The 16,456-nt window shown below is 72.1% G+C and carries 11 protein-coding genes; 6 read left to right on the top strand and 5 right to left on the bottom strand.

What is annotated here, in order from left to right:
* Positions 1-369: 369 nt before the first annotated feature.
* From POL25_RS16950 to POL25_RS16930, 5 genes are all read left to right on the top strand, one after another.
* Positions 370-2,619, top strand: a complete 2,250-nt coding sequence (locus POL25_RS16950; RefSeq protein ID WP_272087079.1) for a DUF4388 domain-containing protein — start codon at positions 370-372, stop codon at positions 2,617-2,619.
* An 11-nt stretch (positions 2,620-2,630) separates the two neighbouring features.
* The gene (gene tsaD / locus POL25_RS16945) at positions 2,631-3,674 is read left to right on the top strand and encodes a tRNA (adenosine(37)-N6)-threonylcarbamoyltransferase complex transferase subunit TsaD (RefSeq protein ID WP_276594135.1); all 1,044 of its coding nucleotides are present in this window, start codon (positions 2,631-2,633) and stop codon (positions 3,672-3,674) included.
* A 112-nt stretch (positions 3,675-3,786) separates the two neighbouring features.
* A complete protein-coding gene (gene rsmA / locus POL25_RS16940) occupies positions 3,787-4,635 on the top strand; it encodes a 16S rRNA (adenine(1518)-N(6)/adenine(1519)-N(6))-dimethyltransferase RsmA (protein ID WP_272087077.1) in 849 nt (282 codons plus the stop codon).
* Positions 4,619-5,482, top strand: coding sequence for a bifunctional DNA-formamidopyrimidine glycosylase/DNA-(apurinic or apyrimidinic site) lyase (mutM, locus tag POL25_RS16935; RefSeq protein WP_272087076.1), 864 nt, complete (start codon positions 4,619-4,621; stop codon positions 5,480-5,482). Before rsmA ends, mutM begins: the two co-directional genes overlap by 17 nt.
* Positions 5,483-5,560: 78 nt before the next feature.
* Positions 5,561-6,178 carry an RNA polymerase sigma factor gene (locus tag POL25_RS16930; protein WP_272087075.1) on the top strand — a complete coding sequence of 206 codons (618 nt, stop codon included), beginning with the start codon at positions 5,561-5,563 and terminating at the stop codon, positions 6,176-6,178.
* A 206-nt stretch (positions 6,179-6,384) separates the two neighbouring features.
* Here the strand turns inward: POL25_RS16930 and POL25_RS16925 are convergent, their stop codons facing one another.
* The 4 genes from POL25_RS16925 to POL25_RS16910 all read right to left on the bottom strand — a co-directional run bounded on the left by POL25_RS16925 (position 6,385) and on the right by POL25_RS16910 (position 13,188).
* Entirely contained in the window at positions 6,385-7,059 is a 675-nt protein-coding gene (locus tag POL25_RS16925) for a ribonuclease H family protein (protein ID WP_272087074.1), read from the bottom strand.
* Positions 7,060-7,313: 254 nt separating this feature from the next.
* The gene (locus POL25_RS16920; protein ID WP_272087073.1) at positions 7,314-10,367 is read right to left on the bottom strand and encodes a dynamin family protein; all 3,054 of its coding nucleotides are present in this window, start codon (positions 10,365-10,367) and stop codon (positions 7,314-7,316) included.
* Positions 10,364-12,193 (bottom strand): dynamin family protein, encoded by a 1,830-nt coding sequence (locus POL25_RS16915; RefSeq protein ID WP_272087072.1) that lies wholly within the window; start codon positions 12,191-12,193, stop codon positions 10,364-10,366. The genes POL25_RS16920 and POL25_RS16915 overlap by 4 nt, the downstream gene beginning before the upstream one ends.
* On the bottom strand, positions 12,193-13,188 hold the full coding sequence (locus POL25_RS16910) for a M48 family metalloprotease (RefSeq protein WP_272087071.1): 996 nt from the start codon (positions 13,186-13,188) through the stop codon (positions 12,193-12,195). The genes POL25_RS16915 and POL25_RS16910 overlap by 1 nt, the downstream gene beginning before the upstream one ends.
* 51 nt (positions 13,189-13,239) lie before the next feature.
* On the opposite strand from POL25_RS16910, the gene POL25_RS16905 reads away from it, so the two are divergent.
* Positions 13,240-14,973, top strand: coding sequence for a tetratricopeptide repeat protein (locus POL25_RS16905; RefSeq protein WP_272087070.1), 1,734 nt, complete (start codon positions 13,240-13,242; stop codon positions 14,971-14,973).
* A 369-nt stretch (positions 14,974-15,342) separates the two neighbouring features.
* Here POL25_RS16905 and POL25_RS16900 read toward each other — a convergent pair whose 3' ends face one another.
* Entirely contained in the window at positions 15,343-16,263 is a 921-nt protein-coding gene (locus tag POL25_RS16900) for a hypothetical protein (protein ID WP_272087069.1), read from the bottom strand.
* Between the last annotated feature and the right edge of the window lie 193 nt (positions 16,264-16,456).

The raw sequence follows: 16,456 nt of genomic DNA, 5'->3' as shown, positions 1-16,456 counted from the left end.
GTCCATGGCCTTTGGGGCATGTGAGCCGCCGGCGGCGCGGCCGCTCGCCGCACGGTTGATGGGGCTGCGATTGAACGACGAGCCACGGGGAAGAGGCGCGTTAACGTCCATGGCCTTTGAGACATGTTGGTCGCCAGCGGCGCGGCCGCTCGCCGCTCGGTTGCCGGGGCTGCGATTGCACGACGAGCCGCGGGGAAGAAGCGCACTAACGTCCATGGCCTTTGGGACATGTTGGCCGCCAGCGCGCGGCGCGGCCGCTTGCCGCCCGGTTGACCGGGTTGCTATCGTTTTACGAGCCGTGGGGAATTCCGGGGGAGCAGGCGCGTCGTGGAGCCGGGGAGCCGGGGGCTCCCCCGCAGGTGAGGGCACATGGCCCGGCAAAACCTGCTGATCGTCGACGCGGACGCCCGGACGCGGCGGGTGCTCGAGGTCAGCCTCCGCAAGGCCGGCTACAGCATCACCGCGGCCGAGAACATGCTGCAGGCGCTGCAGTTCCTCGATCTGACGGATCCTGAGCTGATCGTGTCGGATACGCGGCTACCCGACGGCAGCGGCTTCGAGTTCTGCCGGATCGTCAAGAGCCACGCCAAGTGGGGCCAGATCCCCTTCATCTTCCTGACCTCGGCCACCGAGCTGGAAGACAAGGTCCACGGGCTCGAGCTCGGCGTCGACGACTACCTGACGCGGCCGATCTACGTCAAAGAGATCATGGTCCGCGTGAAGATGCTGCTGCAACGAAAGCAGCAGGAGCGGATCGGCAAGAAGGACGCGCGTACGAAGTTCAGCGGGCAGCTCGCCGACATGGCGATCGTGGACCTGATGCAGACGATCGAGATCTCGCGCAAGAGCGGGACGATCGAGTTCGAGACGGACCTGGGGCGGGCGGCGGTGTGGTTCCGCGACGGGCGGCTGATCGACGCGGAGATGGGGCGGCTGCAAGCGGACGCGGCGGTGTTCCGGCTGCTGGGGCTCAGCGACGGCCGGTTCGAGGTCGAGTTCAAGGCGATCAGCCGGGTGCCGACGATCGAGGAGTCGACGCAGAGCCTGTTGATGGAGGGGATGCGGCGGGTCGACGAGTGGGGCCGCCTGCTCGAGGGGCTGCCGCCGCTCGACCACGTGCTCATCATCGACACGAGCCTGGCGGCGAAGTCGGACCCGGAGCTGACGCCACAGGAGCAGACGATCCTGCGCCGCTTCAACGCCCGGCGGACGATCATCCAGGCGATCGACGACTCGGGCCTCGACGACCTGCAGGCGCTCGAGCACGTCAGCGAGCTCTACTTCAAGGGGCTGCTGCTCGAGCCGCACGAGTCGGCGCTGGAGCAGTCGCAAGAGACGCCGGTCGAGGGCAACCTGGAGCTGTGGGACCTCCACAAGGCGACTTCGATGGCGATCCAGGTGCCGCCGCCCGAGCTCACGCCGCCGGCCCAGGCGGCGGCCGATCTGCCGCCGATGCCGAGTTACCCGCAGCCGTTCCCGGGCTCCGGCGGGGCGGAGCACGACGATGTGCTGGTCGGCGGGATTCCGGACGAGTCTCACGGGCCAGGTGACTCGCCAGAGGTGACCCCGGTGGGTCATCCTGATCGCGTGACCGATCGCCTGGGCCCGTTCACGATCGCGTCGCCGATGGGAGCGCCGAGCGCGGAGGCCGTCGGCGAGCTGGTGATGCCGCGCGACGTGCCGACGCCGCGGGCGCGTCCATCCTCTTCGGTGATCGTGCGCAGGCGCGAACACAGCGGCGCGATCCCGACGATCAGCGCGTTCGAGTCGTCGCCAGGCGACGGGCAGCCGCTGCTCTCGGAGAGCGCGGCGGACCTCGGTCGCCTCAACGAGCTGGTGGCGCAGACGCTGGCGATGAACTCGGGAGTGACGCCGGCGCCGTCGCAGGTGTCGGCGGCGAACTTCGCGGTGGCGGCCGAAGAGGCGCCGCGGCGACGCTCGCTGTGGCCGTGGGGGTTGATGGCGGTGGGCGCCGCGGCGGTGGCAGCGCTGCTGTGGCGGCCGACTTCGGCAGATGTCCCAAGGGACAGGTTGCTGGCGGGGGCGAGCAAGCAGGCGGTCGAGCCGGTGGCGGGGGCCCAGCCGGAGCCGGAGCCGCAGAAGGTCGAGCCGGCGAGGGTCGAGCCGGCGAAGACGGAGCCGACGACGCCCGAGAAGGTCGCGGTGATCGAACCTGCGCCCGAGCCGCCGCCAGCGACGGAGCCCACGAACGCGGTGGCGCCGCCGCCGGGGACGCCGATCTCGCCGGAGCAGCAGGCGAAGCTCGAGGCGGCGCAGAAGCAATACAAGAACGGCAAGGCGAAGGACGCCGAGGCGACGCTGGTCGAGCTGGTGACGGAGGCGCCGGGCTACGCGGAGGCGCAGGCGCTGCTGGCCAATGCGCGGCTCGATCAGGGCAAGTTCGCGGAGGCCCTGCCGGCCGCCAAGGCGGCGGTCGAGGCCGATGCGGGGCTGGCCGACGCGCAGCTGGCCCTCGGGGTGATCGCGCAAGAGCTCGGCGAGGTCGCGACCGCGGTCCACGCATACGAGCGCTATCTTGAACTCGACCCCAAGGCGCGCTACGCCACCACGGTCCGCGCGCAGTTGCGCTCGCTCCAGCGCAAGCTCCCTGCGCCGTGACCGAAAGGTCGATGGCCGGTCCCCGCATCCTCGCGCTCGAGTCGTCGTGTGACGAGACGGCCTGCGCCGTGGTCGAGGGGCTGCATGTGCGCGTGAGCGTGATCGCCTCGCAGGTCGAGCTGCACGCGCAGTTCGGCGGGGTGGTGCCGGAGCTGGCGAGTCGCCATCACCTGACGGCGGCGGTGCCGGTGGTCCGCGAGGCGCTGGCACGCGCGGGGGTCGGCTTCGAGTGGTTCGACGCGATCGGGGTGACCGAGGGGCCAGGGCTGGTGGGGGCGCTGCTGGTGGCGGTGCAGCTGGCGCGCGGGCTGTCCCTTGCGACAGGTCTGCCGCTGGTCGGGGTGCACCACATGGAAGGTCACCTGGTGTCGCCGTTCCTCGGGGACGACGAGGTACCGCCGGCCGAGTTCACGCCGCACCTGGCGCTGTCGGTGTCAGGCGGGCACAGCGAGCTGGTGCACGTGCAAGGGCTCGGCCGCTACGAGGTGCTCGGCAGCACGCGCGACGACGCGGCGGGGGAGGCGTTCGACAAGGCGGCGAAGCTGCTCGGGCTCGGCTACCCCGGCGGGCCGGTGATCGATCGACTGGCGGCGGAGGGCGACCCGACGGCGGTGGCGTTCCCGCGGGCGATGCTGGGGTCGCGCGAGAACCTCGAGTTCTCGTTCTCGGGGCTCAAGACGGCGGTGGCGGTGTACGTCGATCAACACGGGCAACCGTCGTCGCGGCAGGCGCTGGCCGATGTGTGCGCGTCGTTCCAGGCGGCGGTGGTGGCGGTGCTGGTGGCGAAACTGCGCGTGGCCCGCAAACGGGTGGGCGCGAAGCTGGTGACGATCGTCGGCGGGGTGTCGGCGAACGGCGGGCTGCGGGCGGCGCTGGCCGAGGCGGCGAGCCGCGAGGGGTTCGTGCTGCGGGCGCCGCCGCTGCGCTACTGCGGCGACAATGCGGCGATGATCGGCGGGGCGGCTGCGCTGCGCTGGGCGGCCGGCCGGCGCCGTGAGCCGCCGGTCGAGGTCTACGCGAGCCTGGCGCTGGACGAAGGGCGGGCCCGCGAGTGATGTGGCCGCAGGGACAGGTCGACGCGCGCGAGGCGATATGTCCCGAGGGACAGGTCATTCGCGGCGCGAGGTCGGGAATCAGATGTCCTGAGGGACAGGTCGAGGTGCGAGCATGACGATCGATTCGCCAGGGGCGCTGCTCCGCCGCTACGGGCTGCAGGCGCGCCACAGCTGGGGGCAGAACTTTCTCATCGCGGCCGAGGTGCACACGGCGATCGCGGTGGCGAGCGAGGCGCGACCGGGCCGAAGGGTCATCGAGATCGGCGCAGGCCTGGGGACGCTGACGGACCGGCTGCTGGCGACCGGGGCGGAGGTGTGGGCGATCGAGCGCGACCGCGATCTGTGCGCGGTGCTGCGGGCGGAGCTCGGCGAGCGGCCGAACTTCGTGCTGCACGAGGCCGACGCGGTGCGCTTCGACTACGCGGCCGCGATCGCGGAGCAGGCGGAGCCGGTGGCGATCGTCGGCAACCTGCCGTACCAGCTGACAGGGCCGCTGCTGTTCGCGCTGCTCGAGCAGGTGCCGACCGGCGGGCCGTGGGTGGTGATGGTGCAGAAGGAGGTCGCGGACCGACTTTGCGCGCGACCGGGCGAAGAGGACTACGGCGGGGTGACGGCGGTGCTGTCGCGGGTGCGGGCGATCTCGCGGGTGCGCAATGTGCCGCGTGGCTGCTTCCTGCCGGCGCCGCGGGTCGATTCGGCGGTGATCAAGCTCGAGGCCCGGCCGGAGCCGCTGGGCGCGGTGGGCGACGAGGCAGGGCTGCGTCACCTGGTGCGGGCGGCGTTCCAGCAGCGTCGCAAGGTGCTGATCAACTCGCTGGCGTCGCTCGGCAGCCGGGCCGAGGCGCAGGCGTGGTGCGCGGCGGCGGGCATCGATCCAGGCGTGCGGCCCGAGACGCTGGGGCCGGAGCAGTTCGCGGCGCTACAGCGGGCGCGGGAGGCGGCCGGTGCCGGAGCTGCCTGAGGTCGAGTCGGTCCGCCGCGGGCTGCAGGCGGCGCAGCTGCGCGCGCCGGTGGTCGAGGTGTGGCGCAGCGCGTTCAAGCTGCGGGTCGGCAAGAGCTGGGCGGAGGAGAATCTCGCCTGTCTGAAGGACAATGTCCCGAAGGACATCCGCAGACGCGGCAAGTACATCGTGTGGGAGTTCGCAGATCCGGACGGGGAGACCAACGGGCTGGTGATCCACCTGGGGATGAGCGGGCGCTGCGGCGTGACGACGACGGCCCAGCCGAAGGTGGCGCACACCCACTTCGCGCTGCGTCTGGGCGACGACCGCGAGGTCCGGCTGGTGGACCCGCGCCGCTTCGGCGGGCTGCGGGCGGGGCGGCTGCAGGATCTGATGGCGAGCGAGCCGCTGGGGACGCTGGGGCCGGAGCCGCTCGAGAAGGGGTTCGGCGGCGCGGTGCTGGCCGAGCGGCTGGGATCGTCGCGCCGGCCGATCCGCGACGCGCTGCTCGACCAGGAGGCGATCGCCGGGCTCGGCAATATCTACGCGGTCGAGGCGCTGTTCGCGGCGGGGATCTTCCCCATGGTGGAGGCGCAGCGGCTGCACGCGAGCGCGTGGGAGCGACTGGCGGGCACGATCGTGGCTGTGCTGCAGCGGGGGATCGACAACGGCGGGACGACGCTGAAGGACTTCCGCAACGTGGAGGGCGAAGTGGGCCGCAATCAGGACGATCTGCGCGTCTACGGCCGCGCCGAGGAGCCGTGCCCGCGCTGCGGCCAGGCGCTGGTCGGTTTCGTGTCCGGCGGCCGCAGCGGGGCGTTTTGCCCGCGCTGCCAGCCGCGACCCCGCACCCGACTGGTCCGCTGAGGCGGCCGGCGGGCGCTTTGGCCTGAGTCTTGCCAGAGCGCAGGCGGTGGGCGCACACTGAGGGCCGCCATCGAAGGCATGGACGACCCGCACCGCAACGGCCGCCCGCCCGAGCCGCGCAGCGACGAGGCGCTGATGCTGAGCTTCCGCGACGGCGACGCGCGGGCGTTCGAAGAGCTGGTCGCGCGCCACCGCCGCGGGCTGTTCAACTTCCTGCTGCGCAGCGTGCAGAACCGCAGCCGCGCAGAAGAGCTGCTGCAGGAGGTGTTCCTCCGGGTGGTCCGCTCGAAGGACCGCTACGAGCGCACGGCCAAGCTGACGACCTGGCTCTACACGATCGCCCGCAACCTGTGCGTCGACGAGAGCCGCCGCGCGAAGTTCCGCCGCACGACGTCGCTCGATACGCCCCGCCGCGGGGTCGACGACGAGGGGCCGGCGATGGTCGAGACGGTGGCCGCCGACGAGGTGCCCACCGACGAGCGCGCAGCAGCGCCGCAGATCCGCCAGCGGATCGCTCGCGCGATCGACCTGCTCCCGGAAGACCAGCGCGAGGTGTTCCTGATGCGCCAGATCAACGGGCTTTCTTTCAAGGAGATCGGCGACGTCGTCGGGGCGCCGGAGAATACCGTGAAGAGTCGCATGCGCTACGCGCTCGAGAAGCTCCGGCAAGATCTGGCCGACTTCAAGGGCGAGTAGAGGATGGCGAAAGGGACATGTCCTCGGCGGCATGTCGCGAGAGACATGTGGCAGAGAGCATGATGTCTGGGACATGTGCTCTTGAGCATGTCTCGTGAGACATGAGTGCCTGTCTCATGGGACAGCTCGATTCATCGCTCACGTCGGTGAAATGAGCTGTCTCGAGAGACAGGCCGGCCGCGAGCGGTGCTGTCCCGGGGGACAGGTCACTCGGCCATCAGCGAGAGCTGGGCGCTGGTGTCGACCTTCTCGGCGCCCCAGCTCTTGCGGGCCTCGGGCGGGAGGCGGGCGTGGACCTTGTTGTAGGCGTCGAGGAAGCGGCGAGTGGCGGCGTTGAGGTAGCCGCCGCCGGCGATCGGGCCGAAATCGGCGGCGTAGCGGGCGGCGATGGCGGCGAAGGCCTCGTCGCGCGCGTGCTTGGCGATGATGGAGGCGGCGGCGACGGCGATGTGGGCCGACTCGCCCTTGTCGACGGCGCACAGGCGCGGGAAGCTGCGCTGCAGCGGAGTGAAGATCCGGCAGCCGTCGGCGATGATGTGGGCGTCTTCGGGGGTGCCAGCGTCGATGAGCAGCTGCAGGGCGGTGCGCTGCTCGAGCACGTTGAGCTGCCCGCGGAAGGTGTGCTCGTCGATGATGTCGACGTGGATCTCGACGCAGACGCAGACGCGGGCGAGGCGGCGGATCTCGACGGTCAGGTTGGCGCGTAGCTCCTGGGCCTTGGCCCCGGTGCCGAAGCGCTTGCTGTCCTGAACTCCGAGAGCGCGCAGCTCGGCGGCGGCTTCGACGTCGAGGGCCACCAGCGCCAGGGTCATGGGGCCGAGGATCGGGCCGCGACCGGCCTCATCGAGGCCCCAGGCGGGCCAAGTGTGTTCAAGGCTCATGCTCGAGGACGGACAATAGCGCATCGGCGCGGGGGCGGAACAGGTCGGGGCGAGCGGGGACGGGAGGCGCACCACGCCGCGCCCGGCGACCCTGCACACAGGTCCGGGCGTCAGAGGAGCCTGGCTCTCCGTGCCCTCACAGCGCTGAACGCGGCGGCCGCGAGCCGCGGCCGCCGGCGCAAGAGAATGGAGACGAGGAGCCCTCCAGCGGTCCGAAGGAATCGGTCCGCCGCGATGGGCTCACGCGGGTCGCGTCAGGGGGCGACCTGCTCGAGGCCCGAGAGCAGCGCGTCGACGCCGGCGAGGGTGGTGGCGCGCAGGCGCAGGGCTTCGGCGCTGGGGGCGGAGGTGGTGCGGTGCTGCATCTGCGCGATGCTCTGGCGGATCGCCCGGACCTGCCCGCGGATGAACTTGCGCCAGCTGGCGGCGACCGGGGCGAGGGCGCTGCGGTAGCGCTCGCGCAGGGCCGCCTCGCCCTTGGCGACGCCGTGGCCGTGCTCGTGGATCAGCGAAGCGATGAAGCCCGACGACTCGAGGCTGTCGAGGTAACCCTGGGCCCACGGGACCAGGCGCGCGGCGAGGATGTCGGAGAAGGCGTCGGAGTCTGGCTCTTGGGACAGCTCGCCGAGGTCGGCCTGAAGGGCGCGCAGGATGCTGTCCCGAAGGACAGCCGTCAGGTAGGTGACGTCCTGGTCGGTGACGAGGATCTTGCCGCCGGCGCCGGCCCGCAGGACGCCGAGGGCGAGGCACTCGCGGGTGAGCAGATCGTCGAGGGCGAGCAGCTGGCCGTAGACCTTGTCGCCGAGCGCGACGAGGCGACCCTCGAGGTGCACGGGGTCGGAGCCGACGGGGCCGCTCTGGATGGCCTTGGCCTCGAGGCCGGCGATCGCGTGGCGGACGGCGGCGCCGGTGCCGGCGAGGGCGTCGCCGAGGCGACGGGCGGCGAGCGAACGCTTGAGCTCGCGGGCGTGGGCGAGGAAATGCTTCTCGAGCGCGTCCTCGACGGCGCGGAACGGATCGTCGTGGCGCGCCGACGGATCGGCCGCGCCGGTGCGCAGCTCGAGGGCATCACTCGCGCACACCGGGATGATGTCGAGCAGGACGTCGCCGAACTGCTGCTTGAGATAGTCGGTGAGCTCGGCGCGCTCCTCGGGGTCGAGGGTGTCGACCTTGTTGAGGACGCCGAGGACCTGGCGGCCGTCGGCGCGCATGCTCTTGAGCACGCCCGCCTCCGATGCCGCGCCGCCGCGCGTCGCCGAGAAGATCCAGATGATCGCGTCGGCCTCGTCGACGAACTCGCGGGCGACCCGCTCGTGAAAGCCGTCGAGCGCGTTGAGGCCCGGCGTGTCGACCACCGCCGCCTCGCCCATCCGCGCCGAGGTGCGCTCGATCTCCATGTGCCGCACCCGGCTCGCCGCCACGTCGTCGAGGCCGCGCAGGAAGGTGTGCACCTCGCCGCGCGCGACCGTGCTGATGCTGCCGTCGCGGTAGTGCACGCGCGCGCCGCCAGTCGGGCCGCGGCGGAAGAAGTTGATCGTGGTGGTGGTAGGCAGCACGCCCATCGGCGCGACGACCTCGCCGAGCAGCGCGTTGACGAAGGTGCTCTTGCCGGACGAGAACTCGCCCATGACGGCGATCGTCAGCGGCCGGGCCAGGCGCTCGCGGGCCGCGATCACGCCGGAGAGCGCGTCGGCGACGCCGGTGATCGGGACGCCGAGGACGCGGCTGGGGATCGCGGCGAGCAGGGCGGTGGCCGCCGCGAGCAGATCTTCGAGGCGGTTGCTCTGCAGCGGCTGGGCGAGCTGGGCGAGCAGGGCCCGCGCCCGGACGTGCTCGGGGGCCTCGGTGAGGACCTCGACGAGGTACTCCTGCGCGGCCTCGTTCAGGTTGACGGGCTGGCTGTCCTCGAGGACATGGCTCTTGAGGCAGAACTCGGCGGACGCAAGGGCCCGCTGGCTCCGCAGGACGCCGAGGCGCTGGCTGGCGTCGCGTAGCGGGGAGATCTCGTCGGGGCCGAAGGGGCCGCCGAGGTCGGGCTGGCTGCGGAAGCGCGGCGGCGGGCCGGGCAGAAAATCCTCGGCCGCGCGCTCGTCGTTGTCGTGCAGGCGCCGACGCGCGTGCACGAGCCGCAGCTCCTCGGGCGCCGAGACGGCCCCGTCCTGCAGTCGCTTGCGGATCAGCGCGACTGTCCCATCGGACAGGAGGTCGGCGCGCAGGGCGACGTGGGCGAGCTCGTGGAGGTACCGCTCCTGGCGCTCACCGGCGGCCGAGGCGGCGGCGTCGACGAGGGCGTCGAGCACGGTCGAGCGGATCGCGGGCGTAGCGTCCGAGCCGCCGACCGGCCAGGCAGCGACCTCGCACAGGGCCCACAGCCGCTTCCGCCGCGGGTTCTGCGGGTCCTGCTGGAGGTGGCGGAGGGCGAGGGTGCGCGCCTCGGCACCTGTCCCGAGGAGCAGGTGGATGCGGACGAGGTGCTCCTCCCACTCGGACCGGGCGGCGATCTTGCTGCGCACGGCCTCGGCGCCGATGCGGTCGCCCTTGGCGGCGAGGGCGACGGCGAGGTAGGCCCGCGCGGCGGCGGTGCCCTGTTCGACCTCGGCAACACCGCCGCCGAGGTCGGCCTCGCCGGTGAGCCAGGCGATCGCCTCGTCGAGGTGATCTTCGGCGAGGAGCAGCTGCGCGCCCTCGCGGACGAGCAGCGCGCGCAGGGGACCACGTGTCCCTTCGGGCAGGCGCGCGCGGGCCCGCTGAAACTCGAGCAGGCCGCGCTCGAAGCGGCCGCGGCGGACCTGAAGCAGCGTGGTGAGCAGGTTGAGGAGGAAGCGACCGTCGAGCACGGCGGGCTCGGAGGCGTCTTCGATCAGCTTGCGGCCGCGGCGGAGCTGGTCGAGCGCGGGGTCGAACTCGTCGCGCAGGAGCAGCCGCGTGGCCTCGGCGAGGGTCTCGGGCAGGGCCCGCTCGCCGCGCTTGTTGGCCGGCTCGGCGAGCTCGAGCAGGACGCTCAGGTGGGCGTTGCCGGTGAGGACCTGGGAGACGCGGGTGATCGCCAGCGCGAGCTTGAGGTAGGGGTCCGCGGGGCGCTGCGTCAGCGGCTCGCGCAGGCGGGCGGCGGCGCCGGCATAATCGCCGCCGAGGCTGAGCTCGCGCGCCTGGCCGATCGCTCGCGCGACCTCCTCGGGCGGGCCTTGCTGGGTGACCTCGCTGAGGATCGTGCCCACGCGCTTGGCCCACCCGCCGAGGGCGGTGCCCATCGAGCGCAGCGGGTTCTTGTCGTCGTCCTTGGGCTTGCGGGTGTCGTCGCTGCTCATCGGGCGTGCTCGATCGGGACCGCGGCGATCTGCGCGCGGAGCTCGGCGAGCCGGGGCTCGAGCGCGCGGAGCTCGGCGGCTGCGGTCTTGCGCGCCTCGCTGGCTGAAGAGACAGGTTGCGGGACGGGCTCGTTCGCGGCGGCCTGCGGCGGATCTGCGGCGGGCAGCGCGGGCTGGTCGTCGAGGTCGAGGACGCGCTGCAGCAGGGACTGCAGCTGATCGCCGAGCTGGCCGTGGGCGAGCACGAGGATCTCCTCGAGGGTGGCGACGTGGTCGTCGATGGCGCGGACGAGCGCGGACTCGAGGTCACCGAAGGCGAGGGCCAGCGCCGGGGGGACGCTGGCGCGCGCGGCGTCGCGGACCTCGCGGACCGAGCGCTCGCGCAGCACCATGGTGGCGAGCGGGGCGGCGACGGTCATCACCAGGCCGGTGACGATGTTGCCGAAGTACATCACCGCAGTGCCGGCGATGCCGACGACCAGAGTGCCGGCCTCGACGAACACCGAGGGCGGGCGGATGTGGATGACCGGGCCGCGCAGGCCGAGGCCGAGCATGGCGGCCGCCAGGCGCCGCTGGGCCTGCTCGCCGGCGGTGTGCAGGACGTCGCGGGTGAGGGCCTCGAGCGCGAGCCGCAGGCGCTCGGCTTCGCTGTAGACGAAGTGCATCAGCGCGTCTTGCGAGGCGGTCGGCAGCAGCTCGGCGGAGATGCGCAGGTCGGGGCGCTCGAGCTGCTTGAAGATCGCGGCCTCGAGCTCGCCGCGGAAGTTGGCCAGGTGCTCGCGCGTGCGAGCGACGATCTCGGTCCGCTGAGCGGCGATCGTGGCGCGCTGTTGTTCGACGTCGAGCTGTTGCTCGACGAAGGCCTTGCGCACGGCGTCCAGCTCCTCGCGCACGGCCGCGTGCTCGAGCCGCAGGGCGCGGGCCAGAGTGGCGGCGTGGTGGGCGAGCAGGTCGGCGTTGCGCAGCAGGTAGGTGCGCGCGCGCGGCGGTGAGAGGTCGCGGGTCCGGCCGGCGAGCTGCTTGAGGCGCTCGCGCAGGCGCAGCACCTCGCGCACGCCGAGGCTGTCCTTGGCCGGATCTTTGACGGCGGTGCGCGCGTCGGTCTGGAAGATCTCGAGCGGGCCGGGGATCATGCTAGCGAGCTGGGCCTCGATATGCGACATGACCGCGGGGCGCTCGGCCTCGGGGATCAGGTCGACGCGGTTGAGCGCCAGCAGCAAGGTCGCTCCGCTGTCGCCGAGGCCGCCCACGGCGATCAGGGCGTCGCGCAGGAAGGCCAGCTCGGTGCGCTTGAGCACCTGCGTGGCGTCGAGGACGAGCAGCAGGACGTCGCCGCGCGGCAGCTCGCCGCGGCTGATGAGCGTGCGCAGGCGGAGGATGTCGTTGATACCGGGGGTGTCGATCAGCTCGAGCTCGGCCGGCAGCTGCTCGCTCGTGGTGGTGACCACCAGCGAGCCCTCGATCGGCGACTTGCCGCGCGCGAGCTCGGTGAAGCGCTCGGGCGCGAGGACCTCGGCGCCGGCGGGGCCGAGGAGGCGGCGCTCGGTGACTTCACCGCGGACCAGCTGCACGACTGCGCCAGTGGTGGGCGTGACGCCGGTGGGCAGCAAGGCCTCGCCGAGGAGCGCGTTGATGAGAGTGCTCTTGCCCTGCTTGATCTCGCCGAGCACGAGCACGCGCAGGCGCGACTCGGTGAGCCGGCGAGAGGTCTCTTGCGCGACCTGGGCGCCGAGCCGCGGCAGGCCGAGCTGATCGGCGACCTGGCGCAGGTGGTCGGCGAAGGAGAGGAGGGCAGAGGAAGCGGGATCCGGAGGGGAGCTCGTCATCACAGGAGCCTCAGTCGCGTGGTGAGGCGCTGATCACAGCGCGCGAGCGGCCAGGCGTCGGCCGGGACCTCGGCGGCGGGTGCGTCCGCCGGCTGCGCAGCGGCGCCGGGGACCTCGCCGCTCTCGAGCGCCGCGACGATCTCCTCGGGTGGGATTCGCTCGCGGCGGTGGCGTTGTTGCGAGCGAATGCGCGCGACGACGCGGCTGCGCTCGAACTCTCGTAAGGCGCGCTCGCGCTCGGCTCGCGGCGAGAACGTGGGCAGCCAGTCGGGCTGCGGCCTGCCGCGTCGATCGAGGGCGAGCAACGCGGGTTCGAGCTCGCCCGCGGCGAGCAGGCCGGCGCGGTCGGCCGAGAAAACGGCGACCTGACTCCACGAGCGGAGCAAGGCGCGGACGAGGCCGTGCGTGACGCGGTCGCGCGCGCTCATGAGATGCGCCATGAACAGGCCACCGTGGCCGCATTGCAGATGAGCGAGGCCCTGCGCGAGGAAGAAAGCGCGGACCTCCGGGGCCTCTGCTTGCAGGCGGTCGTGGTCGAGGACGAGCCAAGCGTCGCCACCGCGAGAGTTGGAGAGCGGCGCCACGAGCGGCCACATACCCGACGCGCGGGCCTTCGCAGAGACGAAGCGGATGCCGGGTAAACCGGCTCGCAGGAGCTCGGCGATCCCGATGAGCTCTTGCAGAATCGGGAGACTCTCGGCACCTTCGGGGTACTGTAGGTCCCCTGCGGTCATCAGCGACGTCGCATGTTCACTCCACCGCAATTCGAGCGCGCGCATGGCGGTTTGGGCCGCCAGCGATTGGCTGAGCCACTGGAAGCGGCGAAGATCGACACCGTAGGCGTAGCTGCCGCGGGCGAGGTCCTGTTCGTAGCCGCGGAGCTGACGGCGCTGGACGAAGCGGCCGAGGTCGAGTGGGGAGCTCACCGGAGCGATTCTAGCAGGCGTGCCACGCGATCTGTCGCCGGTCCGCCCGAAAAGCCGGCGCGGGCGCAAACTAGCTTGCAGGGCTGCGCCGATCTAGGTATGCCCGGCTGCGGATAACTCATGGCAGGTCCCAAACACAGCGAGCTCCCGGCCGTCGTGGTCCCGCAGCATCTCTGGCTGCGGAGCCCCCGCCCCGTCCAGGGGAAGGTCGTGCAGTGGGCCGTGCCGGGGGTCCTCGTCCTGATCGGGCTGCTGATGTCGACGACGCCGACGCGCGTCAGCTTCGTGCTCGCGGGCTTCGGTGTGTTCCTGCTGCTGCCGGGCCTGGTGACGGGCCGACTCGAAGCGCTCGGCCGCGAGGTGCTGGCCGCCGATCGCTCTCGCGCGAGCGAGCTGATCACGGAGTTGCCCACGCGGCCGATCGTCCGCCTGTTCGCGCCGGCCGCGTGGCGCACGCTGCAGCTCGCGCTGCTCAACCTCAAGCTGGGCGACGGCCACGCGGCCGCAGCCGGCTTCGCCGAGACGGCCGAGCTGTGTGGCCAGCCCGAGGCGGTGATGTTGATCAGCGCGCAGGCCCACGCGCACGTGCTCGCCGGTGAGCGCGGCAAGGCCCGCGACCTGTTGCAGAAGCTGACGACGGCGGGCCTGCTCGGGCCGCGCGACCAGCTCGATCTCGGCATCGTCCTGGCGATCGAGAGCAAGAAGTTCAAGCAGGCGCTGGCCTACGTCGAGGCGGCGCGCAAGACGATCGGCGACAACCCGCGGATCCTCGCCGCGCAGGCGCTCGCGCTGCAGAAGCTCGAGCGCATCGACGAGGCGTCGGTGCTGCTCGAGCAGGTGCAGATCGCTATCAAGGACGCGGCGGTCGACCCGGTGACCGACGACCTGATCAAGCGCGCTCGCAAGGGTCTGCAGGACTACCTCGAGGCGCAGCTGCGTCGCGAGCGTCGCGCCCGTTCGCGGCGCACGACGATCGTGGTCTCGAGCGAGGCGGCGGCCAGCGAGATCGTGTCGGGCGAGATCGGCAGCGGCGGCGAGCCGACGGCCACCGAGACGGCCCTGAACGACGCGCGCTCCGAGATCGCCGAGCCGACGCGGCGGTTCGTGGCGGCCGAGACCGGGCCGATGGCGTCCGCGCCGGTGCCCGCCGCGGCGCCGCCGAAGCCCACGGCGCCGATCGAGCGCGACCCCGACGCGCCGCATCCGGGCCTCGAGATCGATCTGTTCTCGATGCCGCACACGTCGGCGCCGCCGCTGTCGGAGCTGCTCCGCGATCGCAACAGCGACGACTCGAAGCCCCGCATCGACTCGGTGGCCGCCGCGCTGTCTTCCGAGGTGCCCGCGGGTCCGATGGCGCCGCCCAGCCTCATCATGCCGGACATCGGCCACACGCCGCTGCCTGTGGCGCCGCCGATCATCGGGGTGCCGCGCGTCGGCGGGACGATGCCGTTCACGCCGGGGGCCGCGCCCGAGCTGAAGTCCGAGAGGCCGGCCGCTCCCGCCGCGGTGCCGCCGGCCCCGGCTCCGCGCGCCACTTCGCTGTTCATGGCCGGGCCGGTGACGCCGGCCGCGAGCGCGCCCGAGGCCAAGCCTGACAGCGACGCGCCGATGGTGCGCCGGCGTCAGACGCTGCTGGGCGTGTTGCCGACCAACGAGCCGAGCAAGCCGCCAGCGCCGAGCTTGCCGTCGCTCAACAACGTCAGCACTCCGCCGCATGGCACTGCGTTGCCCCGCACGGGCCTGCCCACGCGCGGGACGACGCGGCTCGATCTGCCGGCGATCGGCTCGACGCCCTCGACGGGCCCCTCTCCGGTGTTCCGCGCGCCGCCGAAGCCGAAGAGCGACGAGAAGTGAGCGGTTCGCTGTCGCTTCGGTGACGCACGCGAGCGTCGCCGTGAGCGAGGCGCGGCTCTTCGCTCGACGGCAGGTGGTGACGCGACGCGGACTCGCGGACCGATGTCTGCCAGGTCAAAGAGAGCTGGAGGCATGCGGGCCGAAATCCGATGCCCGTCCTCTGACGCGACGATCTTGAGACGAGGTTCGAGGCAGCCCTGACGAGCGACGCGCGAGGTATGACGCGCTCGTGGTGGCACGATCGCCGCCGACCGAGGACCCGATCGAAGCGTTCATCGGTCCCCAGGCACAGCCAGTAATCGCTCTCCAGATGTGCGAAGGGCCATGTCGCAAGCGACATGGCCCTTGAGGCAGGCACGGGAAGGAGGCTCAGCGGATGCCGGCCAGCGGGTCGTCGGTCGACTCGATCTTCGTGGCCTTGTCTTCCTTCTTCTTCTTCGGCTCGGTCGACGAGGGCGCGGTGTTGCTGCTGCCGCCGCCGCTGCCACCGCTGGGACGGCGGTCCGTCTCCTTGATGTGGGCGCCGTGGGTCGCGTCGATTTCGCCGCCCTTGGCGGTGCGCGGGCCCTGCGTGTCGGGCGGGACCTCGCCGCTCTTGATCACCTTGATCTCGGTGGGAGCGACCTGCGGGGCCGGCTCCTCGGCGGGTTTGCGGCCGAGGGCGAAGTACGCACCGGCGCCGCCGATCACGAGGACGAGGCCGATGATGATGCCGATCTTGCTGCCCGAGCCGCTGCTCTCGACATCGTCGCCGGCGTCGAACGAGGCCGCGGGCGACGGGGAGAACGCGGGGATTTCGGCGGGGGCCGAGGCGAACGGGGCCGCGGCGGGCACTTCGCCGAACGGCGAGACCGGTGCCGAGTCGAACGATGCCGCCGCGGGCGCAGCGGAGCCGAACGGAGAGGTTGCGGGCGCGGCGGAGCCGAACGGAGAGGCCGCGGGCGCGGCGGAGCCGAACGGAGAAGCCGTGGGCGCAGCGGCCGGCGCGGGAGCGGGACGGGCGGGCGCGGCACGAACGGGCACCGGCTCGGGCGCGGCGTCGAGGTCGTCGTCGCTGTCGGCGACATCGGCATCGTCGTCGGAGTCGTCACCACCATCCTGAGCGGCGACGGCTTCGAGCTCGGCGTAGAGCGCCCGGATCTTCACCTCGAGGCGCTCGACGGCCTGCGTGTGCATGCGGAGCGTGGCGGGATCGCTGGCAGTCTCCAGCGCGTCCTCGTGCTTCTTCCGCTCCTCTTCGAGGCTCTCGAGCCGCGCGAGGGACTCCTGAATCCATTCTTCCGTGGCCATGATGGGGCTTCCGCTTCGGTCAGGCGGCTCGCGCGAGGCTGCGCGACCACACGAGGGGATAATACACAGCGTTAGAGGCGCTCCAACTGATTAATTCGGCCTCTCGCGCCCGTAAGGCGGAGAACGCGTCGAGCGAGCGGCCGGTGTCCCGCGGTGGAGAGCGTCACCGCCTGCAGTCGCGTCTCCATGAACC

Origin of the sequence: Nannocystis bainbridge, assembly GCF_028368995.1 — a bacterium.
GTDB lineage: Bacteria > Myxococcota_A > Polyangia > Nannocystales > Nannocystaceae > Nannocystis > Nannocystis bainbridge.
This window is presented reverse-complemented; position numbering and strand designations above follow the sequence as displayed.